Annotated in this window: 21 protein-coding genes; 8 read left to right on the top strand and 13 right to left on the bottom strand. The window is 58.0% G+C overall.

Going from position 1 to position 25,313, the window contains the following annotated elements; genetic code table 11:
- Positions 1-3 precede the first annotated feature (3 nt).
- Positions 4-660 (bottom strand): 7-carboxy-7-deazaguanine synthase, encoded by a 657-nt coding sequence (gene queE / locus FDP08_RS13250; protein ID WP_137436607.1) that lies wholly within the window; start codon positions 658-660, stop codon positions 4-6.
- A complete protein-coding gene (gene queC / locus FDP08_RS13245; protein WP_137436606.1) occupies positions 660-1,325 on the bottom strand; it encodes a 7-cyano-7-deazaguanine synthase QueC in 666 nt (221 codons plus the stop codon). The genes queE and queC overlap by 1 nt, the downstream gene beginning before the upstream one ends.
- A gap of 171 nt (positions 1,326-1,496) precedes the next feature.
- Here queC and FDP08_RS13240 point away from each other — a divergent pair, with 171 nt between their 5' ends.
- Positions 1,497-2,009, top strand: coding sequence for a 3'-5' exonuclease (locus tag FDP08_RS13240; RefSeq protein WP_137436605.1), 513 nt, complete (start codon positions 1,497-1,499; stop codon positions 2,007-2,009).
- Here FDP08_RS13240 and FDP08_RS13235 read toward each other — a convergent pair.
- Positions 1,998-2,237: a hypothetical protein gene (locus tag FDP08_RS13235; protein WP_137436604.1), complete on the bottom strand. Its 240-nt coding sequence runs from the start codon at positions 2,235-2,237 to the stop codon at positions 1,998-2,000. The two genes, FDP08_RS13240 and FDP08_RS13235, sit on opposite strands and share 12 nt — an antisense overlap.
- Before the next feature lie 594 nt (positions 2,238-2,831).
- On the opposite strand from FDP08_RS13235, the gene FDP08_RS13230 reads away from it, so the two are divergent.
- Positions 2,832-3,101 carry a hypothetical protein gene (locus FDP08_RS13230; RefSeq protein ID WP_137436603.1) on the top strand — a complete coding sequence of 90 codons (270 nt, stop codon included), beginning with the start codon at positions 2,832-2,834 and terminating at the stop codon, positions 3,099-3,101.
- A gap of 23 nt (positions 3,102-3,124) precedes the next feature.
- Here the strand turns inward: FDP08_RS13230 and FDP08_RS13225 are convergent, their stop codons facing one another.
- Genes FDP08_RS13225 through FDP08_RS13215 form a run of 3 tightly spaced genes read right to left on the bottom strand, consistent with a single transcriptional unit; the run spans position 3,125 to position 7,616 of the window.
- Positions 3,125-3,538 carry a response regulator gene (locus tag FDP08_RS13225; protein WP_137436602.1) on the bottom strand — a complete coding sequence of 138 codons (414 nt, stop codon included), beginning with the start codon at positions 3,536-3,538 and terminating at the stop codon, positions 3,125-3,127.
- Positions 3,539-3,584: 46 nt separating this feature from the next.
- Positions 3,585-4,136 carry a hypothetical protein gene (locus tag FDP08_RS13220; protein WP_137436601.1) on the bottom strand — a complete coding sequence of 184 codons (552 nt, stop codon included), beginning with the start codon at positions 4,134-4,136 and terminating at the stop codon, positions 3,585-3,587.
- 39 nt (positions 4,137-4,175) lie between these two features.
- Complete coding sequence (locus FDP08_RS13215) at positions 4,176-7,616, bottom strand: response regulator (protein ID WP_170979075.1); 3,441 nt, start codon at positions 7,614-7,616, stop codon at positions 4,176-4,178.
- 218 nt (positions 7,617-7,834) lie between these two features.
- Between FDP08_RS13215 and FDP08_RS13210 the strand changes: the two genes are divergently transcribed.
- Positions 7,835-8,845 (top strand): hypothetical protein, encoded by a 1,011-nt coding sequence (locus FDP08_RS13210; RefSeq protein WP_137436599.1) that lies wholly within the window; start codon positions 7,835-7,837, stop codon positions 8,843-8,845.
- A gap of 11 nt (positions 8,846-8,856) precedes the next feature.
- Here the strand turns inward: FDP08_RS13210 and FDP08_RS13205 are convergent, their stop codons facing one another.
- Positions 8,857-9,093 carry a hypothetical protein gene (locus tag FDP08_RS13205; protein WP_137436598.1) on the bottom strand — a complete coding sequence of 79 codons (237 nt, stop codon included), beginning with the start codon at positions 9,091-9,093 and terminating at the stop codon, positions 8,857-8,859.
- Positions 9,094-9,324: 231 nt separating this feature from the next.
- On the opposite strand from FDP08_RS13205, the gene FDP08_RS13200 reads away from it, so the two are divergent.
- Positions 9,325-9,669: a hypothetical protein gene (locus FDP08_RS13200; RefSeq protein WP_137436597.1), complete on the top strand. Its 345-nt coding sequence runs from the start codon at positions 9,325-9,327 to the stop codon at positions 9,667-9,669.
- Between the two features lie 21 nt (positions 9,670-9,690).
- Here the strand turns inward: FDP08_RS13200 and FDP08_RS13195 are convergent, their stop codons facing one another.
- Positions 9,691-10,977, bottom strand: coding sequence for a serine hydrolase domain-containing protein (locus FDP08_RS13195; RefSeq protein ID WP_137436596.1), 1,287 nt, complete (start codon positions 10,975-10,977; stop codon positions 9,691-9,693).
- Positions 10,978-11,004: 27 nt separating this feature from the next.
- Complete coding sequence (locus tag FDP08_RS13190) at positions 11,005-12,579, bottom strand: sensor domain-containing diguanylate cyclase (RefSeq protein WP_137436595.1); 1,575 nt, start codon at positions 12,577-12,579, stop codon at positions 11,005-11,007.
- Positions 12,580-12,823: 244 nt separating this feature from the next.
- Between FDP08_RS13190 and FDP08_RS13180 the strand changes: the two genes are divergently transcribed.
- Complete coding sequence (locus tag FDP08_RS13180) at positions 12,824-14,893, top strand: putative bifunctional diguanylate cyclase/phosphodiesterase (RefSeq protein ID WP_137436594.1); 2,070 nt, start codon at positions 12,824-12,826, stop codon at positions 14,891-14,893.
- Between the two features lie 94 nt (positions 14,894-14,987).
- Here FDP08_RS13180 and FDP08_RS13175 read toward each other — a convergent pair whose 3' ends face one another.
- Positions 14,988-17,231: an NADP-dependent isocitrate dehydrogenase gene (locus FDP08_RS13175; protein ID WP_137436593.1), complete on the bottom strand. Its 2,244-nt coding sequence runs from the start codon at positions 17,229-17,231 to the stop codon at positions 14,988-14,990.
- A 543-nt stretch (positions 17,232-17,774) separates the two neighbouring features.
- Here FDP08_RS13175 and FDP08_RS13170 point away from each other — a divergent pair.
- Genes FDP08_RS13170 through FDP08_RS13160 form a run of 3 tightly spaced genes read left to right on the top strand, consistent with a single transcriptional unit; the run spans position 17,775 to position 21,582 of the window.
- Positions 17,775-19,745 (top strand): DUF3604 domain-containing protein, encoded by a 1,971-nt coding sequence (locus FDP08_RS13170; RefSeq protein WP_137436592.1) that lies wholly within the window; start codon positions 17,775-17,777, stop codon positions 19,743-19,745.
- A gap of 8 nt (positions 19,746-19,753) precedes the next feature.
- Positions 19,754-20,593 carry a peptidyl-prolyl cis-trans isomerase gene (locus tag FDP08_RS13165; protein ID WP_170979032.1) on the top strand — a complete coding sequence of 280 codons (840 nt, stop codon included), beginning with the start codon at positions 19,754-19,756 and terminating at the stop codon, positions 20,591-20,593.
- Entirely contained in the window at positions 20,590-21,582 is a 993-nt protein-coding gene (locus FDP08_RS13160; protein WP_137436590.1) for a HupE/UreJ family protein, read from the top strand. Before FDP08_RS13165 ends, FDP08_RS13160 begins: the two co-directional genes overlap by 4 nt.
- 67 nt (positions 21,583-21,649) lie before the next feature.
- On the opposite strand, the gene FDP08_RS13155 is transcribed toward FDP08_RS13160, so the two are convergent.
- The 3 genes from FDP08_RS13155 to FDP08_RS13145 form a co-directional block, all read right to left on the bottom strand.
- On the bottom strand, positions 21,650-23,173 hold the full coding sequence (locus FDP08_RS13155; RefSeq protein ID WP_228263302.1) for an arylsulfatase: 1,524 nt from the start codon (positions 23,171-23,173) through the stop codon (positions 21,650-21,652).
- A gap of 32 nt (positions 23,174-23,205) precedes the next feature.
- Entirely contained in the window at positions 23,206-23,496 is a 291-nt protein-coding gene (locus FDP08_RS20375) for a hypothetical protein (protein WP_206077293.1), read from the bottom strand.
- A gap of 201 nt (positions 23,497-23,697) precedes the next feature.
- Entirely contained in the window at positions 23,698-25,242 is a 1,545-nt protein-coding gene (locus FDP08_RS13145; RefSeq protein WP_137436589.1) for a phospholipase D family protein, read from the bottom strand.
- Positions 25,243-25,313: the final 71 nt, after the last annotated feature.

Below are 25,313 nucleotides of genomic sequence, written 5' to 3'. Positions count from 1 at the left end.
CGGTCAGTCGATGCCGATAATTTTGTGCATTTGCAGGGTCAGCCGCCACTGTGGATGGGCCAGGCAGTAATCGGTCGCCTTGCGGGTATTGCTCTGCTTGACGGGATCTGACTCACCATCTGGAAGTGTTGGCGACGCCATGGGAGAGAGAAAATAGTGGCTGGCCCGGATATCGGTAAAACGTTCAGGCATAGCCAATGGCTGGGGATAGACCAGTTTCAGTTCATCACACTGGCGCAGCACCACCGGCGCATCCGCCTTAGGGCTGACACACAGCCAGTCAATGCCGGCCGGCGCAGCCAGAGTGCCGTTGGTCTCCACCCCCACTTCGAAGCCGGCCCGGTGGAACGCATCGATCAGTTTTTCATCCAGCTGCAGCAACGGCTCGCCGCCGGTACAGACCACATACGGCCGCCCCGGCGCATCAGGCCAGAGGCTACGAATATGCGCAGCCAGCGCGTCCGCGGTCTCGAAGCGGCCACCGTTCTGGCCGTCGGTTCCGACAAAATCCGTATCACAGAAATTGCACACCGCACTGGCCCGATCCTTTTCCCGGCCGGTCCAGAGATTGCATTTGCTGAAGCGGCAGAACACGGCCGCCCTCCCTGCCTGTGCACCTTCCCCCTGCAGGGTGTAGAAGGCTTCCTTGACGCGATACATCAGCGTGCCACCTCGTAAGGCAGAGGGTCTGGCAGGCCGTTTGCGGCAAAGGCTTCCAGACGTTCCACGCAGGAGCCGCAGAGGCCACAGGCTTTTTCACGACCGTTGTAGCAAGTCCAGGTGTTGCTGTAATCGAGACCCAGCTTCACACCTTCGGCAAGGATGTCGCGCTTGTCGAACCCCATAAATGGCGCTTCAATACCAATAGGCTCATAGTTGGCCACACGGCAAACCGCATCCATTTTTTCCACGAACTCGGGCCGGCAGTCGGGATAAATCGCGTGGTCTCCACCATGAGCGCCGTACCAGACGGCCACAGCCCCGGCGGTCACCGCATAGCCGGTAGCCAGTGACAGCAGGATCATGTTGCGATTGGGCACCACGGTGGCCTTCATGCTCTCTTGTTCGTAGTGTCCCTCGGGCACAGCGACATTATCGGTTAATGCGGATCCGGCCATAACCTCCGAAAGGGCGCGGATATCGATCACCTTGTGGGGCATTGCCAACTCATCACATACCTGGCGCGCGCACGCCAGTTCGCGAACATGGCGCTGGCCATAGTCAAACGACAGCGCATGAACGTTATACCCGCGGGCACGGGCAAGATGGAGTAGGGTGAATGAGTCCATTCCCCCGGAGTAAATCACAACAACGGTATCGGTCATCAGGGAATTCCGGTCCTTGCCCCAGAGGCAACAGGGCCTTTAAGGCATTTTTAACATGAGCGGACTAACATCCGTGGACATATTGTAACAGTGGAATGCCATCATGGGTTCGCGTCTGCGAGAGTGGGCGGGTAAACTCTCAAAACGGCTCACCAACAAAAATCAGACGGAATGACAATCCAAGCCAGCCCAGCGTTTATTGACTTCGAGGCCTCCAGTCTTGACCTGATCGCAAGTTACCCCATTGAAGTCGGTATCTGCTTACCCGACGGCACGCTGCACAGCTGGCTTATTCGACCCCACGTGCTGTGGCAGGACTGGTCGGAGAGTGCAGAAAAGATTCACGGTATTACCCGGCAAACCCTGGAACAGGAGGGCCTGCCGGTTTCCGAGGTAGCCGCCAGCCTTAATCGCCTGCTTTCGGGGCCGGTATTCTGTGACGCCTGGACGTTCGACAGCTTCTGGCTCCATCGCCTGTTTCGCGCGGCCAATATCCGGGCAGATTTTCAGCTTGAGTCCGTTTCCATGCTGCTGGATGCTGACCAGGTAAGGCATTGGGCGTCGTCACGCCAGCAGGTGATCAACCGGTTGGGATTACCCGTGCACCGGGCCGCCAATGATGCCCTGATCCTGCACAAGACCTGGGAAAATGTTCAGCTGCTGGCTTCCGGTTCAGTGCTTTGAGCGAGCGAACCTGTCAGCAATCACTTCCAGCCCGTCCCGCAGGGTATTCAGCGTCCAGTAGGTAACCAGCGCCATCAGCGCGGCTCCCACCAGGGTGAAAGAAAAATCCTCTCCCACGATCCTGCTCTGGGCAAGCGCCATATAGGCAAGCAACACCAGCAGCAACACGACTTCTACAATGGCATGGGTCTGGAATCTGGCTTGTGCTGATCCGTTTTCTTCGGACATTTACTTAGTTTTCAACCTCTGGCTTCGGCAACAATGATAATTAATTAGTGTGCGAATTATCGCCGAAAAGCACCGGAAGGTCTGTACGAGTTAGTGGCTACGGAGTTTCCACCATAGGCCGCCGAAAGGCATAAAAAAACGCAGCCCATTGGGCTGCGTATAAAGGAGAGATCCATTCAGTGCGCCACAGATAAAGGGTGAGCACCGGAGGATTGCACAACGTAAAACACGTAACAGAACAAATTATGAGCAGTTTCCCGGGCGGCGTCTGTAGGGGTTTGCCGAAGCACGTTGCCTATTGCAAAGCCTCAGGCAAGCGATACACTGGTATTAGTACCGAAGCAGAAATGTCCGGTGTGTTCTACCGGCAAAGAGCCAGAAGATATGTCGAAGAGTCAGGAAAATTCAGTGATTGAAACCATTGCACGCCGTAACAGCGGGATGTGCACTCACACCATGGTGAAAACTATCTGACGGCTTTCGGTCCAGTCCCGGGAGCCATTGGAGCGACCGGGCGAGCTTCTCCGCTGAACCCCGGTTGCCCAAGGCGCCGGGGTTTTGTTTTTGCAGCCGCAAAACCACAAGGAGAAGATCATGAAGAGACATCCAACAAAAGCAGCAAATCAGCCGGCAAGCAGCCGCATCGGGCCGATCAAACGCCCCGAAAAGCTGCCGCTGCTGGATGCGATCTGCAAGAAGCTGAACCAGCGTGTCAACCTGGACGACGAACAGCGGGTGTTGGGAGTGTACGAACGTGGCTGGATCTTCAAGGGCGTTCTGGGTAACACGAATGAGGCTGAAGCGCGGTACGTGAGGGCGCTTGCCAACCGTTACAACTCCTGGATCGCGCGGCAGGTCGCGTAACCGGGCACCTGCGGGCCGAACCGTCAGTGCTGGCGGTTCAGGCCCTGAAGCATGGCGGCATCGCTGCCATGCACCATTGCGTAGTTATTGACCACGTCGTGGATCTTTTCCTGGGAGTAGGGCTTGACCACATAGCCGTTGGCTCCGGCACTGATGGCTTTCTGAATACTGTCAATGGAATCGTCCGCAGTCACCAGCACGATATGCTGGTTTTTCTTCGCTGCCTTGAACTCTTTCATCAGTTCATGACCGTTGCCATCCGGCAACCCCAGGTCCAGCAGTATGATCTGAAACTCAGCCTCCTCGAACGCCGCCCGGGCGCCGGCTATGTCTTCCCTCTCAATCACAGCGGTCGCACCGGCGTTGTACAGCATCTCGACCAGCCTCTCCCTTATGACCGGTTCGTCTTCCACCACCAGTATTCTGAGATCACTCATACCCTGCCTCCTGATTCTGTGTAATACCCGGGCACTACCCTGTGCCTCAAAGGGGATCGTTGCCGGTGCGCCTTGGTATCGCCAGCGGCTCATGTCTCGTGGTCGCCGGTTCCGGGTCCTGACCACTATCCGGGTGACTACCGCCATGACCTGCCGCATCCGGTGCGGACCGGGTAAGGATATTACTGATACCCACCGCCGTCGTGTAGAGGGAAATGGCAATGATCAGCAGAATGGGCTGAACAAACGCCACAAATCCGGGCACGTCACGGTTCCCGGTAATGCTCAGCATCAGGATGATGGCGGGCCCCAGCACCAGAAACAGCGTCAGCGCAATAAAGAAAACAATGCGTTCCTTGTAGCGGCCAAGATCCCGATTAGTGACCAGGCCCAGTACGAACTTGCCGATGGCCAGGCCCGCCAGTATCGCGGCGGCAATGCTCAGGTCCGGTCGCAGCAGCGTCTCGTAGAGCTGGCCATCCCATAACCGTTGCATACTGATGACCAGAAACGGGAACAGGACAAACAGGATATCGGCATAGGTGCCGTACATCATGCTCAACGAATACTGTTCATCAGGCAGCTGGTTTTCGCTCATTACTCGGACTTCCTGTTTTGTTGGCGGTGGCGGCCGTTTTCATGATTGCGTCTCCCGGGCCTGTAATGCCAGGTCGATCATGTCATTCAGGGTTTGCAGTTCTCTGTGAACCCGGTCCCAATCCGGCGGTTCGGCTTTCATACAGAATTCCAGTATACCTGCTTGCCGAGTCATCTCGGGATACCCCATTGCCCCAGCGGTGCCCTTGATCTGGTGAGCCTCGGTCTGCAAGCGCTCACGATGATGAGCGCTTGCCGCCTCACTCATTACGTCCTTTCTGTTGCCAAGCCCTTCCAGAAAGCGCTCAACCAGATGGGCAATATCGGCTTCACTGATGGCCGAATTTTCTGCGCTACCTGCATCGCCAAGAAAACGATTCAGGGTGGCCAGCAGATGGTCACGGTCGATGGGCTTGTTCAGCACACCATCGCACCCCGCTTCCAGCAGCGCTTCGTTCTCGGACTGGTCGCCGGCGGTAAAAGCGATCACCGGACGCCGGAAACCGGTCTGGCGCAGTAATCGCGTCGCTTCCACCCCATCCAGTTCAGGCATGTGGCGGTCCATCAGTACCAGTTGTACGGAGTCTGACAGCGCCCTGCGTACCGCCTGATCACCACTGGCAACGGTAATAACCTCAAGGCCCTGGGCACGCAGCATTCGCTCCACCAGCCGACAATTGTCTTCGTTGTCCTCGGCCACCAGTACGGTGCCGGAGTAACGTCGGGCTCCTGCCTGCTCACTTTCCGGCCTTACCACCAGATAACGCGCCAGCACCTCGTAGAACCGCTGCTTGTCGATAGGCTTGGCCAGGTGATCGTTACAGCCAGCCATGCGATAGTCGGCAATATCCTCGGCCATGACATTGGCGGTGAGGGCAATCACCGGGGTATTCAGGCCCGCCTCCCGGATGGCAGCCGTGGCGTCGCGCCCGTTCATGACCGGCATCTGGATATCCATCAGAATCAGGTCGAACGACTCCCGTAATGCCAGGTCCAGTGCTTCAGCACCGTTGCTGACATTGACCAGCGTTGCGCCGGTGCGGCTTACCAACAGGGATACCAGGCGACGGTTCACATCGTTGTCTTCCGCCAACAGAATTCGCCCGGACAACCGGGGTGCCACCACCATGGGAATACTGCGCCGGCGCTGGGACAGTTCCGACCCATCGCGCAGGAAGTGAACACTTTCCAGTGGGCCGGTATCAATGGAAAGCTCGAATTCGCTGCCCTCACCATAGGTGCTGGTCACCGAGATTTCGCCACCCAGCAATTCCGCGAGCCGCCTGGAAATGCTCAACCCCAGGCCGGTGCCCCCGTACTGCCGTGCAATAGCCGCGCTGCCCTGGGCAAACGGATCAAACAACCGGCCCAGTTGCTCCGGCTTCATACCTATACCGGTGTCCACAACTCTGGCGACCAGCCTGTGATGCTGCCGGTCACAGCGGATATTCAGGGAGATAGACCCTTTTTCCGTAAATTTAAGCGCATTTCCACACAGATTGATGATGATCTGACGGAAGCGGGTCGGGTCCGTGGCGATCTGCTCGGGCAAAGGAAACTCACAGACAACATGGAACTCCAGCCCTTTCTCCCGCGCCCTCGGGGCAAAGAAGGCGCGGATTTCATCCAGCAGTTCCGGCAGATTGACCGAAACCACGTCCACGTCCAGCTTGTTGGCATCAATTTTCGAGTGGTCCAGGATATCGTTGATCAGGTCCAGCAGGTGTCGGCCGCTGCGGACGACCGTTTCCGCGCTGCTGTGCTTTTCCTTCTCGGTGAGATCCGGGTCGAGCAGGGTTTCACCATAACCGATGATAGCCGCCAGCGGCGTGCGGATTTCATGGCTCATGTTGGCCAGGAACTGGCTTTTGGCCTCTGCCGAGTTACGGGCCAGCTCCTTCTCCAGGCGCTCCTGTTCCCGCTCGCGCTCGATGCGCTGGCGCTGGTGCCGTTCGGTGGCATCGATACAGGTACCTTCAAGATGCGCGGGCTCGCCGTCGTTGTCATACACGGTGTGAAGGGAAATGGTGGCCCAGCGCTCTTCTCCGGAGCGGGTGTAATACCTCGCCTCAATGCCTTTGACGGTACCCCGGGACTCCAACTGCCCGATCACCCAGCGGCGAACCCGTTGGTCCGCAAAACAGGTCTCCAGGGCGTCCGGGTTCCGGTCAAGCAGCTCACGGCTGCTGCTGTATCCCATCAATCTGGCCATAGCCGGATTGGCGGTGACAAAACGCCGGTCCAGGGACATCTGGAACACCCCCTCGATGGCGTTGTCAAACAGCGACTGGTAGCGGCGCAGGTTGGCCAGTGCCCGCTGACTCCAGCCCAGCGCCTCACCCTGGACCTGCTTGATGCGGTCGGCGAGGGCAAACGAGAACAGGATAATCTGGGCGGTCAGCCCGAACTGCGGGGCATAGGTCGTGAACATATTCAGCGGCAGATAGCCCATTACGGTGAGGCCGTAGATGCCGAAGCCCACCAGCGCCAGCGTCCAGGCGAAGAAGTAGGAACGTGCTGCCGGGTTGTAGTAACGCCATGACAGATAACTGACCACAATCAGGATCACGCTGAGCAGAATCGAAGCCAGTACGATCCATTCCATCGCGGTGTGATAGGGCAGAAACAGGGACAGCACAAACGTCGCGACGATGGAGTACAGGCAAAGCTGGATAACCTTGTCCAGATCTGCCGATCGCTCCCGGGTTTCCAGCAGGGAACGGGCCATTAACAGGCCCCAGAACCAGGTCATAATGATCTGGTAGTGCAGGTACTCCTTGTTCAACAGAGCGGGGCGCTCTTCCAGCAGCTGGATGCCGTGCACCTGTTCAGTGGCAATAAACACCGTGGCCGACACCAGGTAGAGCACATAATAGATGTTGCTGCGCTCCCGCACGGCAACCGCCACAAACAGGTTATAGGCGAGAATGGCCAGAATACTGCCCAGCAGGATGCCGCGCACGGCTTCGTCCACGGACACCTTTTCTATGTAGGCATCCGGATGCCAGAGCGTGATCGGCAGACGGAAGGTGTTGGTATTGGTGATTCGCAGATAGATGCGTGTAGAGGTGCCCGGCTCCAGCGACAGCCTGAACGTGGGGTTAGGCACTGCCAGGTCACGTCCTGACCAGTCGCCCTCGTAACCTGCCCGGCGCTGCTCCACCAGTTCACCGTCCTGCACTACGTAGAGCACCACTTCATCCACTAGTGGCAGCGCAAGCTCCAGTATCCAGTCGGTCAGGGCCGCACCGGCACCTACCTGCAGGTCAAACCGGGTCCAGTAGGCAGACTCGGTATAGCCGAAATTCAGCACGCCGCCTTCGTGACGGTTAAAAGGCCCGGCGCTGCCGTCCTGGATATCGTTGAAGCCCAGGGTGTGCTCAGGGTCTTCCAGGTACCAGATACAACTACCGAGGTCACGCACACTGGCAGTGGCGTCGTTCAGCCGGATTTCACCGTCCTGGCAGCGTTCCTGCGCCATGGCCGAAGCCGGGATGACAACAGCCAGTACCGCAAGCACCAGAATCCTGAGCCATCGGACGTGACATTCCCATTGCTGCAAAATGTGATCTCCGCGAGGGCAGATGCCTGCTTTTTGATTTATTGTCAGCTGTCATGCACGGGCCGCGGGTTTCAGCGGCACCACCGCCAAACACTTTAGCGTTTTACTTGCGATTACGCATCTCGGGGTCACACGAAATGAGACATTCCTGCATTTTCGCCGCTGTACCGCTGCTTGCCGTGTTTCTGGCCGGCTGCGGACCGGACTCATCGTCTGGCAGCAATTTTCATAACCCGGCCGAGAGTGTCTCCCTGTCTTTCGAGAGCTTCGAACTCAGCAATGAAGAAGGCCTGCCGGAGGTACTGCCACAAACCCTTTTCCATGACTTCTACCGCGGGCTGGAACCGGCTGACGGGGAGAGCGACGAGAGTGCGGATGTGACAGCCCAGCTGCGTGGACGTCTGGACCTGCTCATGGGCCTCACGCCCAGTGACGACGGCACCAGCTACACCAGTGCACGCAATCCCCTGGATTTCCTGCGCCATGTCATCGCAAGCAACCAGGTAAACAACTTTGACGTGGGCCGTCAGCTGATGCGGGACAGCATGGACAGAGGTGAGCCCGCCACTTACAACACGCGTAGCAACAACGCCCTTATCCGGTTCACCGAAACCGGCGGCAATAACGGAGCGGACCCTGAACCCGACCAGCGCTGGATTTATCCGCTGCTTGACTGGACCAGTGTTCCCCAGAGCGACAGGATTTTCAGCGCTATACAGTTTATTGCAAGAGCACCCAACGACGATGAGCCCAATCCACCAGAACTCCTGAGTCTGGGGTGGAGCGCCCAGTATGCGAACAAAGGTTTTTCGGCCAGCGGTTATAATCAACCGGAGTTCGCAGCGACCAGCATGACCGGACGGGAGCTGGGAAACATCGAGTTTTTCCAGGTCTTCACCGGCGAACAATCAGGTACCCTGGTATTAAAACAGACGTCAGGAATCACTTTAAACGGGCAGGAACCAAGCTATATTTGTGCGGAACTGGACTATCAACAGAGCACCGTCAGTGTGTTCTACTTTTCGGGCACTCCAGAGGGTTCGTCTGAGGAAACCGGGACAGATACAAACCCGAACCCCGTTGAGTGTCTTAAAGGAGAGAACGAACCCATTGTTTACAATACCGTTCCCATTGAGCAGCGTCAGTAGTTGGCGCTGACCTACAGGTTCCAGTTCCTGAGAAAGCCTTTCTTGCGGTCGATCATCCGCTCATAGGTGGAAATCATGATCGCGGTATGGGGGGCGTTGGTCAGTCGCAGGGTTTCGATACGGCGCTCGAGACGTTCCACTTCCGTGCTGATCTGCTGGCAGACATGGGTGCGAACACTGTCGTGGTGGTCAAGCTTTACGGTCCTTGGCTGGTCAGTCATGGCCTGAGACCGGGTGTATTTATCCATGATCGTCCTCTTCCACTGAGTATTTGTGATCAATACGCCGACACCTCAGGTTCCCTACTTTATTGCGAGGTTCGTTGCAATACTGCACAACTGTCAGACAAACTTCAATAAAAATGAATAGAGTTTCATATTTGCACTGTGCAACAGTGCCACTCATAAAACCACACGCAAAAACCCCTGCTATAGTTCCATTCAGTGTCTATATCCATTCAGGGACCGGGAACCTTACTTATGAGCCAGACATCCGTCGCCGATACACTGCGGGAATATCTATCGCTACTGGAACTGCTTGATGACGCCTACTGGGAAGCCAGCTCTATTGTTCACAAGGACATGCTGTACGACATCATCAGTATCTTCAGCCAGGAAGTGGCGGAGATGAACAAGCTCAGCATCATGGATCACCACTATCCCTATGAAGTCATAACCGAAGGTATACGGCGTGTGGTGCCGAAGCTGGAGCGGCTGGATGAAAACCGGGAAGATGTGATTCAGAGAACCCAGACACTGACAGACTTCCGGGACATCCTGTCATCAGTGCTGGGTATACTCGAGGCCCAGCTGGCCACTATGTAAGGCCCGCCGGGGGCAAGCCGCTCAGGCCGCAACCAGTGGCCGCTGGCTTTCGGGGATCAGAGGGAAACGGTCACACACGGTATAGATGAAGCGCGCAAGGGCGGGAATGTGGTGGCCGACTATCGGTATGCCGGTATTGAGCAGGCTGACGGAAATATCCCGCGCCGCATCCGCCCAGCACAATTTGTTGATCAGCCCGACATGGCCAAAGGCATAACGGCTGTTCTGACCCCATAGCCCCATGGGATTACCACCAAGCATCATGCCGGCGCTGAAGCGCATGGGAATCATCATGGTGCGGTCAATCTGCAATGAACCAAACTGCTGAATGGAACGCCTGACGGTCATTTCACTGCAAATGCGCTTGCCATTCCAGACGCCACCATTAAGCATCATCTGGAAAAACCGGCCCATTTCTTCCGCCGTTCCACACAGGTTGCCGGCCGGAATTACCGCCTCCTGGAAGCGTGGATCATTCACCACTCGCTCCACGGTGCGGATATCACCGCCGAGGGCACGATTAACTATCCAGGACACCGGAAAACGCGGGGTTGGCCCGGTAGCGTAATTGCTGGCCAGTTCCGGGACATGCTCCGGAGCAATGCCGTAGGTAAACCAGCGCATGCCCATCGGCTTTCGAATGTAACGGTCAATAAACGCTTCTATGGTGTCGCCGGTAACTTTCTCCAGCACCCGCTGCAACACAAAGCCACCGGTGATGGCATGGTAGGCCACCTTGGCGCCATCCACCTCCACCGGTTTTGCTTCACACAATAACCGCCAGATTTCATCCCTGTCCCAGAGCACATCAATGGGTGTTTCCCGCGGAATTGCCGGTATACCCCCACGATGGGAAAGAATCTGGTGAACGGTGATCGTGCGCTTGCCGCCAGCGGCAAACTCCGGGCAGTAATAGGACACCGGGTCCATCAGGTTCACCAGTCCCTGCTCCGCCAGGATATGCATCAGCAACGCGGTAACCGCCTTCGATGCGGAAAAATAGCAAATAGGGGTATCAGTGGTCATGGGTACTTTTATGGCGCCAGGTCCATCACCGGGGCCATTGCCCGTAGCATGGCCTATGGCTCGATGCAGAATGTGCTCGCCCCGGTGTCTGACCGACAGCTGTAGCCCGGGATGCACACCGGTACGGTAAAGTTTTTCCACGCAGCGCCAGATATCTTCCACAACCTCCAGGGACACACCCGCCCGTTCCGGCCTTTCTCCATCCACGTCGCGACAGGTTACAGACGCCAGATCATCGGGGACGGCACAGGTATGAAGGGCACGGCGGGCAATTCGGTTCATCACTTGACCTTTGTTGTCGGTGGTTATTCACGAATTATGGGCTTGTTCGACCAGTGGCGCCAGAACCACCTGGTTGCGTCCGTTCGATTTGGCCTGATACATCGCCTTGTCGGCCGCGGCACAAAGGGCACTGGCATCGGCACCATTGTCCGGAAACACTGACACCCCGATACTGATGGTCAGCGGCACCGTTCTGCCGTCACCCAGGGGTTGCGGTGTGTCACTGATCAGCCCGCGCAGGCGTTCGGCGGTTTCGCTTGCCTCGGAGCGATTCATCTCTGGCAAAAGAATAACAAACTCTTCTCCTCCGAAACGACCGATCACGTCGACACTGCGAACGCTGTCCGCCAATAATCCACTGGTCGCTTTCAGCACCGAATCCCCGGCCGCATGGCCGTAGTCATCGTTGATATGCTTGAAATGGTCAAAATCGATCCACAGTAGCGACAAGGCGCGGCCATAGCGTTTGGCCCGGACGATCTCTTCATCCAGTAACCGGGCCATTTCACGACGGTTAAACAGGCCGGTCAGTGGATCCCGGGTGGCCAGTTCGGACAACTCAACCTCAAGCGCCTTGCGATCGGAAATGTCGAGGATGATGCCTTCCAGCACCAGGTCGCCATTGTCCTCGACGGCTCTACCCCGCTCCCAGACCCAAATACACTGGCCGTCTTTGCGAACAATAGCGTACTCGAGGGAATAGGGTTCGGCATTCCCGATGGCTGACTCAACCGTCCTCAAGTTGCTTTCTTCACCGTCATCAGAGATCAGCTCGGCAAAACTGACCCGCTTGTTGTTTACCAGATCATCCGGTTCGTAGCCGGTCAGTTCGCGACATCCGCTGGACACGAACAGCATGGTCCAGTGCTCATCGTATCGACAGCGATAAGCCATACCAGGCAGGTTATCCATAAGCGTCGATAACTGCCGTTCGCGCTGACGAATGGTGGTTTCCGCCTCGCGTATATCAGTAATATCCTGGCCAATAGCAATAGAACCGACGATTTCGCCATCATCATTCCTGAGGCTGCGGGAATTCCAGGATATCAATCTCCGGCTGCCATCTCGGGTGATGATACGGGTCTCGTAACCGACCACTTCGCCTTCATCCCGAAGAATTTCTTCAGCGCGGGCACGAATTCTTGCGCGCTCATCGTCGTCCGGGTAAAGCCATGGCCAGATTTCGTCGGAGCCCAGAACCTCATCCCGCCGATAACCGCTTATTTCCTCGGCCGCCTTGTTCCAGAGCACGACCCGCCCCATCGGGTCGAGCACGTTAATCCAGACATTCGCCCGCTCAATCACACTTTCACGAAACTGATTCAGGTTTCGTATTTCCTCGCGCTGGTGGTGATGAAGGGACAACATGGTCCGGTCGCTGCCGAGCTGTCGCATCAAGGCCAGAAACAACACCAGTGCCGTCGCCAGAACAAACAGGATTCCCTTGTAGGTCTGCACACGGCTCAGGGCCTCAGGATCCGGAAACCACTGTTCGGCAAGGTAGTCGGAAAAGGTTATCCATATCCATCCCGCCAGCAGATAGAGGCTCACCACCCACAAGGCTCTGCGCAGTGGCGTATGGCGGCCTTTAAGTTTGTCCATTCAGACCCTGCCTCCGTAAAGCCAACAGTGCCCTCGATAGCGCATCCATCGAAGGAATATAAAATATGACAGTATGCCTTGAACTTAGTCACTGAGCGCTGAAGCGTCGAGAGCGATTTGCAATTGATTACGATCGAGCAACGAAGCGGAACACAGTGGGGGTGCTATTTGTGATTTTCTGGCCTAGTGTAGGGGCGCAGGAAAAACCGTCCGTTTTAGCCGACAGCCACCCGAGAGGTAAACCTTGCCCGATCCGTCTTCGCACGAATACAACGAGCAGCATTACCGATCGTTGTTTACCTATAACCCCGATGCGGTTTTCACCCTGAATCCCGCAGGCGAGTTCGTGCAGATCAACCAGGCGGGTTGCGACCTGATCGGGGCGAAGGAAGAGGATATTCTCTGCCAGCATTATGAAACGATCATCCTGGCAGAAGACAGGGAACGCACACGCCGCTATTTCGAGGCAACCCTGGCCGGCAACCATCAGCGCTATGAGATCCGGATCGAGAATATGCGCGGTGAGATTCTGCAGCTGGACATACTCAATATTCCCATCATCGTGAACGGTCAGATTACCGGTGTCCACGGGCAGGCCAGAGACCGGACCCGTGAACGCCAGACCGAGGCTCGCCTTCGCATTCTGGAGCGCAGCGTGGAAGCATCCTCAAGCGGGGTAACCATTGCCGATGCCAGGGCGCCCGGGTTCCCGCTTATTTATGTGAACCCGGCCTTTGAACGGATGACCGGCTACCGTGCCGCCGACATAATTGGTGCGAATTGCCGTTTCCTCCAGGGACGTGATACCAGCAAAACTGCCGTCGCCAGTATTCGCGCAGGCCTTGCCGGCATGCGCGAAGTCCATACCTCATTGCTGAATTATCGTAAAGACGGCAGCAGCTTCTGGAACGACCTTTACATCGCACCGGTGCGGGACTCTGACGAAGAGGTGACGCACTTCATCGGCATCCAGACCGACATCAGCGACCGCATACGGCAGGAAGAGGTTCTGACTTTCCAGGCCAGCCATGACTCCCTGACCGGGCTCCCCAACCGCATATACCTGGAATCCCACCTGCAAGGGATCTGTCGCCGGGCCCGGGCCCGGCAACTGGCCATCCATGCCCTGTTCATCGACCTGGACGGCTTCAAACCCATCAACGACAGCCTTGGCCATGCCTTTGGCGATGAGATACTGGCCCAGACTGCCAGGCGGCTGGAAGCCGTTCTTCCAGTTGATTCCACTCTGGTGCGGTTTGGTGGTGATGAGTTTGTCGCTCTCGTACCCGCCCTGGAAGAACGCCAGGCTATAAACCGGGTGGCCGACGTCGTCCTGGAGCAGTTCTCCAGGCCTTTTCTCAATGAGGACGTGGAGATCACCCTGTCTGCCGCCATAGGCATCGCGACAGCAAAGGGTACGCTGGATAACTCCATGCTGTTGATACAGCAATCCGACATGGCGATGTACGAGGCCAAAAAGCTCGGCGGTAACACCTGGCAATGGTTCAACAAGACCCTCGATCGTCGCGTGCAACACGAAGTCGCGTTGCGCCAGCAACTTCAGCAGGCACTGGCCACGAACCAGTTTGAGCTGTTCTACCAACCGCTGTTCAATAACGAGCTTGCCATTGTCGGTGTTGAGGCACTGATTCGCTGGAATCACCCTGACCGCGGCTATATCTCGCCCGCGGAGTACATAGCTCTGTCGGAGCGCACGGGGCAGATCCTGCCCATCAGTGAGTGGGTCATGCAGGAGGCCTTTGCCAGGGCAGCGGAACTGGCTGAAATCGGTGTGCCAAGCATCTCCATCAACCTTTCACCGCTGCAGTTTCATCGCCACAACCTGGTTGAACAGCTGGCTCGCCTTAATGATCAATACCAGCTGGCACCAGGACAGCTCTGTGTTGAAATTACCGAGAACGTGTTTCTCACGGACCCCAAGGATGTCATCAGACAGTTGCGGGAAATCCGGAACATGGGTATCGAAGTGGCGATCGACGACTTCGGCACCGGGTTCTCAAGCCTCAGCTACATGCGTGACATGCCGGTTAACAGGATCAAGATCGACCGTTCGTTTGTTAATGGCATTACCTCCAACGCCAGTGATGCGGCGATCACCCGCGGAACCCTGTCCATGGCCCGGGAGTTGGGAATGAGTGTGGTAGCTGAGGGGGTGGAAACCGAAGAACAATTCAGATTACTGCAGCAATTCGGGTGCAGCGGCTATCAGGGCTTCTGGTACTCCCGTGCGCTGCCACTGGCAGATCTCCGGACCTTTGCCGGTGCACTGGGAAGAACCGTCCCGAAGCAATAACACTGGCCCCGGAACCAGAAAAACCGGAGAGCCTTCGCAGGCTGTCCGGTTTTTTCAGGCAGTCGGGTAACAGACCCGCCTGCCTGCTTCTGGTTTACTTCACAGACGCCCGGGCATCGGCCAGGATCTTGTTGAAGGTCTCGCTTGGCTGCATGATCTTGCAGACTTTTTCGGCAGGCGGGTGATAATAACCACCGATGTCTGCCGGGTGACCCTGGATCACGCTCATTTCTTCCAGAATCTTGTCCTTGTTGTCCTCAAGTTGCTTTGACAGCTTCTCAAAAAAGGCTTTCAGATCCTTGTCGTCATCCTGCTTCGACAACGCTTCTGCCCAGTAACGGGCCAGATGGAAGTGGCTGCCGCGGTTATCCAGCTCACCGGTGTTGCGTGACGGCGACTGGTTGTTTTCCAGCAGGCGCTCAGTGGCCTTGTCCAGAGTCAGGCCAAGCAGGCGGGCACGCTCGTTGCCCTGCTTTTCGCCCAGCTCTTCCAGGGAAACCGCGGTTGCCAGGAACTCACCCAGTGAATCCCAGCGCAGGTGGTTCTCCTGCAGCAGCTGCTGGACGTGCTTGGGTGCCGAACCGCCGGCGCCGGTTTCATACAGGCCACCGCCGTTAAGCAACGGTACGATGGAGAGCATCTTGGCACTGGTACCCAGCTCCAGAATCGGGAACAGGTCAGTGAGATAGTCCCTCAGTACGTTGCCGGTGACAGAAATGGTATCCAGGCCACGGATCAGACGCTCCATGGTCCAGCGGATGGCACGCACCGGGGACTTGATCAGAATTTCCAGACCTTCGGTGTCATGCTCCTTGAGATACATCTCCACTTTCTTGATCAGCTCGGCATCGTGAGGACGTTCATCGTCCAGCCAGAACAGGGCCGGCATGCCGGTGGCACGGGCGCGGTTTACCGCCAGCTTGACCCAGTCACGGATCGGCAGGTCCTTGGTCTGGCAGGCGCGCCAGATATCGCCCTTCTCGACCTTGTGCTCGGTCAGTACCGTGCCATCTTCAGCGACAACGCGAACAACACCGTCTTCCTTGATTTCAAAGGTCTTGTCGTGGGAGCCGTACTCCTCCGCCTTCTGGGCCATCAGGCCGACGTTCGGCACGGTGCCCATGGTGGTGGGATCAAAGGCGCCATGGGTCTTACAGAAGTTGATCACTTCCTGGTAGATGGTGGCGTAGGTGCTTTCCGGCATCACCGCCTTGGTGTCCTTGAGCTTGTTGTCCCGCGCCCACATCTTGCCAGAGTTACGGATCATTGCCGGCATGGAAGCGTCTACAATGACGTCACTGGGCACATGCAGGTTGGTGATACCCTTCACCGAGTCCACCATGGCAATTTCCGGGCGGTGCTCATAGCAGGCGTGCAGGTCTTCGAGGATCTGCTCCTGCTTGGATTCCGGCAGCTGTTTGATCTTCTCGGTAACGCTGGACAAGCCGTTGTTGGGGTTGACGCCCAGCTCATCAAACAGCTCTCCGTACTTGTCGAACAGCTCCTTGTAGAAAATCTTCACCGCGTGACCAAACACGATCGGGTGGGAGATCTTCATCATGGTCGCTTTGACGTGGAGGGAGAACATTACGCCGGTTTTATCGCAATCCTCGATGCAGTCTTCGAAGAACTTGCGCAAAGCCTTGCAGCTCATGAACATGCCATCCAGCACTTCGCCTTCCTGCAGCGGCAGCTCGCTCTTCAGTACGGTCTGCTCGCCCTTTGCATTTTCGAACACGATACGGGCGTTGGTGGCCTTGTCCAGAGTCAGCGACTGCTCGTTGGAATAGAAGTCGCCACCACGCATGTGAGCCACGTGAGTGCGTGACGCCGGGCTCCACTCGCCCATGGTGTGGGGATGCTTGCGGGCAAAGGCTTTTACGGCCGTCGGAGCACGACGGTCGGAGTTGCCTTCCCGCAGTACTGGATTGACGGCACTGCCCAGTACTTTGGAATAACGGGCGTGGATTTCGTTTTCTTCGTCGGTTTGCGGGTTTTCCTTGTACTCGGGCAGCTTGTAGCCCTGCTCATTGAGCTCGTTGATGGCTGCCCGCAGCTGGGGAATGGACGCGCTGATGTTGGGAAGCTTGATGATGTTGGCTTCCGGATCCTTGGTGTAATCACCCAGTGCTTTCAGGTCGTCGGGGACCTGCTGGCCCTCCTCAAGGTAATCTGGAAACAACGCCAGAATACGCGCCGCCAGGGAAATATCACTGGTTTCAAATTCGATGCCCGCCGGCTTGGCGTAGGTTTCAAGAATCGGTAGCAGCGACCGGGTCGCCAGTGCTGGCGCCTCGTCGGTCAGGGTGTAAATGATCTTTGCTTTGGATGATGTCATTTTCGTCCTCAGGCTAATGGGTGAGTTCAGGACGGTCATGGCGGGGTCAGGTGTCTTGTGAACGCCCGACCTGAGCAATGACTGATTGGGAACTTTTGATAGGCCTACTAAGATACCATTTTTTTGCCAATTCTGGTTACGATCTTAGTATAAGAACCGTCTAAAAATGCGCTAAAACCCGTTACAGGACAATGAAAAGGGAAGGAATTTACGAAACTTTCGGACATTTTGAGAATTTCAGAGCATGAACGGACATGAGGGGAATCGTGGTGAATTGGCTGGCTTTGACCTCAGCGATGATATCCACCTGCCGGTAGATTTCGGCGGTGCCGCTTCTTGCACCACCCGGATTATGAGTGGCGTCGGAGCGGCTGTCTGACAGCCGCTCGTTCCCCTTTCCGTTGCCCTTTACTTGCCCCTCATCCTGTACTAAAAAATAGAGAGCGGCTGTTTTATTGTGCTGTAGCCCAGCTGATACCAGACCCGGGCGTCTGCGTGCCCTGCAGGCGACGGTTTCACAAGACAGTCCCACGAGGCCCCGTCATGGAAAGGAACTCCCTGCACGCGATTGGCATTCCCGCTGCTTTTGCGCCCATCTCCCTCGCCACCCTGATACTGGCCACTGCAGCCTCCACCTCCGCCGCACAGGAAACCGCCCATTCCGGCGATGGTGGCACTATTGATCCGGCTGCCATTAGCGCCACCGAACGGCTAGGCGACCGGAGCTATTCCCCCTACGCCAGCCGCCCCTTCCCGATGCGACCGCTCTGGGGCGACCAGCATGTGCATACCGAATGGTCGTTTGATGCCGGCTTCATTGCCACGGTCGGACCGGAAGAAGCCCTGCAGTTTGCCCGCGGCGAAGAGGTCGAGTCCACCTTCGGCGTGCCGGTCCGGCTCTCCCGGCCCCTGGACTGGATCGTGATGACTGACCACTCTGACTCCCTTGGTTTTACCGCCGAACTGCGCTCCGGCCGTGAAGACCTGATGGACGACGAGCTGCTTAAGGGCTGGAACGAAGCCATGAACAGCGGCGACCTTGACCAGATTACCGACGCCGCCATGCAGGCCATCCAGATGCAGGGCAACGGTGAGCTGCCGGAGGTGGCCCAGTCCAAGGAATTCCTGCAGAGCACCTGGGAGAAATACACGGCCATCGTCGAGGAGTACAACGAGCCCGGCCGGTTCTCCGCCTTCATTGGCTACGAGTGGACCCCCAACCCCGGCCCTGGCAACAACATGCACCGCAACCTCGTTTACCGGGATGGCAAGTCCCTGGCGGATCAGGTGACCCCCTACACCACCTTCGAGAGCGTGGACCCTGAGGATCTCTGGAACTGGATGGCGGACTATGAGGACACCACCGGAGGACGGATACTCGCCATTCCCCATAATGGCAACCTGTCCAATGGACTGATGTTCAATGCCGAGGAAACCTATAGCGGCGACCCGCTGACCCGGCAGTATGCCGAAGCCCGCATGAAGTGGGAGCCCGTGTACGAAGTCACCCAGATCAAGGGCGACGGGGAAACCCACCCGACCCTGTCACCGACCGATGAATTTGCAGACTTCGAAACCTGGGATGCCGGCAACCTCAACCTGACCCCCAAGGAACCGGGCATGATCCAGTACGAATACGCCCGGGAAGCCTTCAAGAACGGGCTGAAACTGGAGCGCGAACTGGGCACCAATCCGTTCAAGTTCGGCCTGGTTTCCGGCACCGACACCCACACCGGCCTGAGCACCGCCGAGGAGGACAACTTCTTCGGCAAGCATTCCGGGGTCGAACCCAGTGCCGCTCGCTGGGAGCACGTCACCCTGTCGTTTGATGGCCGTTCCGTGCTGGGCTGGCAAATGAGCGCCGCCGGTTATACCGCCGTCTGGGCCGAGGAAAATACCCGCGAATCCATCTGGGACGCCATGAAGCGCCGGGAAGTCTACGCCAGCACCGGCCCCCGGATGACCGTGCGGTTCTTCGGAGGCTGGAACTTTACCGAGGAAGACGCCCAGTCCCGGGAGCCAGGCTGGGTTGGCTACGACAAGGGCGTGCCCATGGGCGCGGACCTGGAGCCATCCGATGGTGAGGGCGCCCCCACCTTCCTGGTGGCGGCGCTGCGGGATCCCATCGGCGCCAACCTGGATCGCATCCAGATCATCAAGGGCTGGCTGGACGCGGACGGTAACACCCACGAGGTGGTCCACGATGTGGTCTGGGCCGGTGATCGGGATATCGGCGACGACGGCACCCTGCCCGCGGTGGGTAACACCGTCAATGTGGAAGAGGCCAGCTGGACCAACAGCATCGGCGCGCCGGAACTGGTGACCGTATGGACGGACCCGGATTTCAACCCCGACCAGCCGGCGTTCTACTACGCCCGGGTGATCGAAATCCCCACGCCCCGCTGGACCGCCTATGAAGCGAAACGCTTCCAGATCGAAATGCCCGGGGAAGTGCCGATGGTGACCCGGGAAAGAGCCTACACCTCACCCATCTGGTACACCCCGGAGTCATGACAGGCACTATGAAATCGCTACTGAAAGAACCGCTGCTGCATTTCCTGACCATCGGCGCCGCCTTCTTTGCTCTCTACCTCTATCTGAACCCGGGTGAGATGAGCGCGGATGACCGCATTGTCGTCAGCCCGGAACGCATCGAGCAGCTGGCTGGCAATTTCCGTCAGACCTGGCAGCGACCGCCCACCAGGGACGAACTGGATGCACTGGTGAATGACTTCGTGGTAGAGGAAATCCTCTATCGCCAGGCCCTGGCCATGGGCATCGACAAGAACGATACGGTGATCCGCCGACGCCTGCGCCAAAAAATGGAGTTCTACACCGATGATGTCGCAGACCGGGTTTCCCCGGATCGGGAGCGGCTGGCCCAGTACCTGGCGGACAACACTGAACGCTACCGGCAACCGGCCAGGGTCTCGCTGGAGCAGGTTTACCTTCGTAACGACATGCCCCGGGAGCAACTGGACCAGCGGATTGACGAGGTCACCGCCCAGCTCGCCGCGGACGAGGCGGTGGAAAGTGATTCGGCCATGATTCCCCGACACTTCGAGTCCGTATCCGGCCGGGAGCTGGACCGCACCTTTGGTGGTGGCTTCACCCGCTCGCTGGCTGATCTGCCGGTCGGTGACTGGCAGGGCCCGGTCACCTCGGGCCTGGGCGTACATTTTGTGCGGATCCGGGACTTCCAGCCGGCACGGACCCCGGCACTGGAAGATGTGATGGCCGAGGTAGAGCGGGACTGGCGTAACGAGCACACCCAGACCCTGCGCCGTCAGGTGCACGAACGCCTGCGGGAAGACTACGATGTGGTGGTCCGCTGGCCGGAGGACCGGGAGCCTAGTTCATGAGCCTGCGATACAGCCTGCTGTTGCTGTTGGCGCTGCTGGTCACCCCCGTGCAGGCGGACAATCTGCGCCCGGCCTACCTCCAGTTGACGGAAACCCCTGACGGCCTGTTCGACGTGTTCTGGAAAGTGCCCGCCCGGGGCAGCTATGCCAGACTGTCGTTGAACGTCGTGTTCGATGACTCTGTACAGGAGGTAACCGAGCGACGCGGAGGCTTTGTCAACAGTGCGCACATCCAGCAGTGGCGGGTCTCAGCGAACGATGACCTGGCCAACACCCGCGTCGTCATTGATGGCCTGGAGAAGACCACCACCGAGGCGCTGATGCGCATCGAATACCAGGATGGCACCGCCAGCACCCACCGGTTCACCCCCGGCGATACGGACCACCGGATTACCCCCAAACCCAGCTGGCTGGACACCGCCATCACCTACTTCGTGCTGGGTGTTGAGCACATCCTGTTCGGGCTGGACCATCTGCTGTTTGTCCTGGTCCTGCTGATGCTGATCCCGAACCTGCGCAAGCTGGTCGCCACGATTACCGCCTTTACCGTGGCCCACAGCATTACCCTGATCCTGGCTGCGGTCGGTCTGGTCAGAATCCCCGTGCCGCCGGTGGAGGCCTGCATTGCCCTTAGCATCGTGTTCGTGGCCACCGAGATCATCCGTGGCCAGCAGGGCAAGCCGGGCATCACTGCCCGCGCGCCCTGGATCGTCGCCTTCTCGTTTGGTCTGCTGCACGGGTTGGGGTTTGCCGCGGCGCTGGGGGAGATCGGGCTGCCCCAGAGCGCCATCGCCACCGCCCTGGTGGTGTTCAACCTCGGCGTAGAGGCCGGCCAATTGCTGTTTGTCGGGGCCATGGTTTTGCTGTGGCAAACCGTCACCTCGATCACCGGTCGCTTCCCGGCCTGGGGGCTTCGCCTGTCGGCCTATGCCATCGGGTCGCTGGCGTCCTTCTGGATGTTTGAGCGGGTCGCTGCGTTCTGGACCTAGCGAGGGCGGAGGGGACAGGATTACCATTGCACCCTGCCCCCGAAAGCGTCGCTATCGATGATAGGTCCTATTGGCCGTGCACGGACTTTCGCGCCCGATCAATCGCCTCGTTAATATTCAGCGAAGCCGCCTCCTGGCGAGGCGGAAATTCGTCAAAGGTTTTCAGGTGCTCCGTCAGCAAGGCGATCATGGGCTGGATCACCCAGCTCTTGCGCATAATCTGGTGGAAACCGGTAACGCCGTCGTAGGTTTCGAACGGATCTTTACGCAGGTTGAAAAGCTTGGGCATGGTGTGGAACACCAGGTCCTCGTAATAGCGCCCCCCCGGTTTGGTGGCAAAGTGGATTTTCCAGGGGCCGACCCGGGTGGCGGTCAGGTTCGACTCATAGTAGTAGAAGAAATGGTTGCGCGCGGACGTTTCCGCCTCGCCGGTCCAGTAGGCCAGATTGTTCACGCCATCAATCTTGACCTTGAATTCGTCCTTCAGCTCTTCACTGATATTGGGCCGACCGACCGCGGCAGCAATGGTGGGCAATACATCTTCGTGGGCGGAGATCCCATTGAGCTTCAGACCCGCAGGAATCCTCTCCGGCCAGCGCACCAAGAATGGCGCGCGCACCCCTCCTTCCCAGGTGGTCATCTTCTCGCCCCGGAACATGGTGGTGCCGGCATCCGGCCAGCTGCTCTGCTCCGGGCCGTTGTCGGTGGTATAGATCACAATGGTGTTATCGGCAATGCCCAGCTCATCGAGGGTATCCAGCAGCTGGCCGACATGGCCATCATGCTCCATCAGCCCTGAACCGAAGACATCCTCCGCCGAGGAAATGGGAGTCGCCAGGTTGCGACTTTCCTCCTTGAGGTGGGTGTACACATGCATGCGGCTGGTGGCGTGCCAGATAAAGAACGGCGTATCCGACTCCACTGCCCGCTTCATGAAGTCAATACTGCGCCCCAGAATCTCCTCATCGAAAGTCTTCATCCGCTCAACGGTCAGTTGGCCGGTGTCGGTCACGTCCTGGCCGTCTTCCGTGGCATAGGATTCTATGACGCCCCGGGGAAAGAACTTCTCGCGGAACTCCTCACTTTTCGGGTAATCCGCCTGCTCCGGTTCCTCGGACACATTGAGGTGATAGAGGTTGCCATAGAACTCGTCAAATCCGTGCAGGGTAGGCAGGTGGCGGTCCAGGTCCCCCAGGTGGTTCTTGCCATACTGGGCAGTCATGTAGCCCTCTGCCTTAAGGACCTCCGCGAGGGTTGGGTCCTCTTCCCGGATGCCCAGGGGGTTGCCCGGCTGGCCGACTGTGGTAAGACCGGTGCGGATCGGCAGTTGACCCATCAGGAAAGCCGCCCGGCCGGCGGTACAGCTGGGCTGGGCGTAGTGGTCGGTAAACAGCGCGCCCTCATTGGCGATGCGGTCAATGTTGGGAGTGGGGTACTGCATGCCAAAGGTATAGGCGCTCAGGGAATTCGGGGCCACGTCATCCACCATGATGGCGAGGACGTTGGGCTTTTCCTGTGCCTGGGCCATCGGTAACATAAACGCTGCGGCAAATATCATGGCGGCCAGATGGGCCGATCTCAACGGTTTCATGGTCTTTCAGCTCCTTTTGAGGTATCTAGCCGTCACCCAATTACGGGGCAACGTTGTTTGGTTCCATCGATTGCTTTCCGAAATGCAGTGGCGCCCGCCAGGACCTGAGCGGACGTTACTTGGGGGAAACAGCAGTACGAAACTGGCCCGCGCGGACCGGTATTATCGCCAAGGTTCAACTGGAACGGCACCGATACGAGATTGGCCACAGGGTTGGCCAACTGCTTGGCCTGATCGGCCAGAATCGGGGTGGCATGGCTAACCGGAACCACCAGCGCCGTCAATGTCATCAGGGGGGAAGGCTTAACGTTTACAGTGGGCACGCCTTGGTCTCCTTATCAGAACAGAGTTATTGCTCCGGAGACTGCCCAGGCCGATGCACACGGCCTGACTCCACTTTTAAACTGTAGTCAAGAATGTGGATGTATCGTAAACCTTTACGGCATTAACCTGGAGGCGGATCAGTCGCCTTGCCACACCCAGTCCTTTTGCTCGTGCCAAGGTTCGCCAATGGTCATGCGGTATCAGAGAAGCCCTTCAATCGGCATCACAGAAAAGAACCACAGCATACCGCGGTCCAGGGCATCGGTGCCCGGTTCGTCGGTCATCACCTCTCCGGTGCTGTCCGTCCAGACCAGATCGCCGTCCTCATCCAGCTCCACCCGATAGGCGCGTAGGGTCAGCTCCGGGCCAAACACGTTGGCCAGCCGTTGCGCCAATTCCGGGCTGTTCAGGATCAACCCCATCTCGGTATTCAGTCGGTGGGATCGTGGATCAAAATTGAAGGAACCGATAAACACCCGGTCACCGTCCATGGCAAACGTCTTGGCGTGCAAGCTTGAGGAGCTGCTGAGACTGCTGCCCGGACCTGACCCACGGCGTCGCTGCCGCGGCCCCACGGGCTTCATCTCATACAGTTCAACTCCCGCCTCCAGCAGTTCCTCCCGATGGCGGGCGTAACCACTGTGCACGGCAAGGACGTCAGTGGCAGCGGCGGAGTTGGTAAGTATCCGTACCTCTATACCCTGCTCTTCCAGACGCCTGAACAGGGCCACGCCGGCTTCCGTGGGCACGAAATAGGGCGACACCAGGTCCAGGGAGTACCCCGGCGGCCACATATTCTCGCCAACCTCTGCGAGCAGCAGCCGGTCGTCCGTCACCTTACCCAGAACCTTGTCCGGGTCGTCGCTGACCAGAACCCCCTCGGACCAGATAATCTCCAGCTCGCCATCCAGTAACTGGTCAAGGAACCTTTCCTGCCGCACGGCCTCCAGATAGACCTCCGCTTCGTCACTGTTCCTGACCGCCTTTACTCGAGCGCGGAAGTCCAACCGTTCAGGCGTGCCCACCGGACCGACCAGGGAGGACAACGGATACGCGGATTGGCTGGTCCAGTAATGGTCGAACTGCTCAGACACGCTGTCCACGGCAGGCCCCAGTGCCAGCACGTCCAGATCCACAAACAGGGCCCCAGGCGTGGCGCCGAAGTACTCGTCACCGATATTACGGCCACCAAGAATGGTGAGCATATTATCCGCCGTCAGCGACTTATTGTGCATCCGGCGGTTGACGCGGCTGAAGCTGGTGAAGAAGTTCAGCCACTTGGCGCTGCGGACGGAGAAAGGGTTGAAGAGGCGGATATGGACATTGGGATGAGTGGCCATGGCCGCCAGCAACGGGTCCAGACCACCAATGCCATTGTCGTCCAGCAGCATCCGCACTCGTACGCCACGTTCGGCGGCATCCAGCACTTGACCCAGCAGGAGCATGCCGGTGGTGTCCTCTTGCCAGATGTAATACTGGAGATCGAGGGTACGCTCCGCGGAGGATATCAGCAGTACCCGTGCGGCGAAGGCTGCCAGCGGGTCCGTCAGTGTGTATACGCCAGTTTTCCCGGAACTGCCGGCCTCAAGGGTCATCACCGCCTGGCCAACACGTGTATCCCTGGCCTCGTCCGGCGACAGGCGCCGCAGCGGGCTGCCGTGATCAACCACCGGCAGCGCGCAGCCCGTCAGCAACAGTACCAGTATCAGTGCGGTAAATCCCTTGCCGTATCGTCCTGATATCATGCCATTACCTCTCTGTCTCGCTGGTCACCCACCAATCGCGGTCTTACAGAGTCAAAACATTACAGAGCCTG

It is taken from the genome of Marinobacter panjinensis (genome assembly GCF_005298175.1).
GTDB lineage: Bacteria > Pseudomonadota > Gammaproteobacteria > Pseudomonadales > Oleiphilaceae > Marinobacter > Marinobacter panjinensis.
Note: the sequence above shows the minus strand (reverse complement) of the source record. Positions and strands in the feature narration are given on the sequence as shown.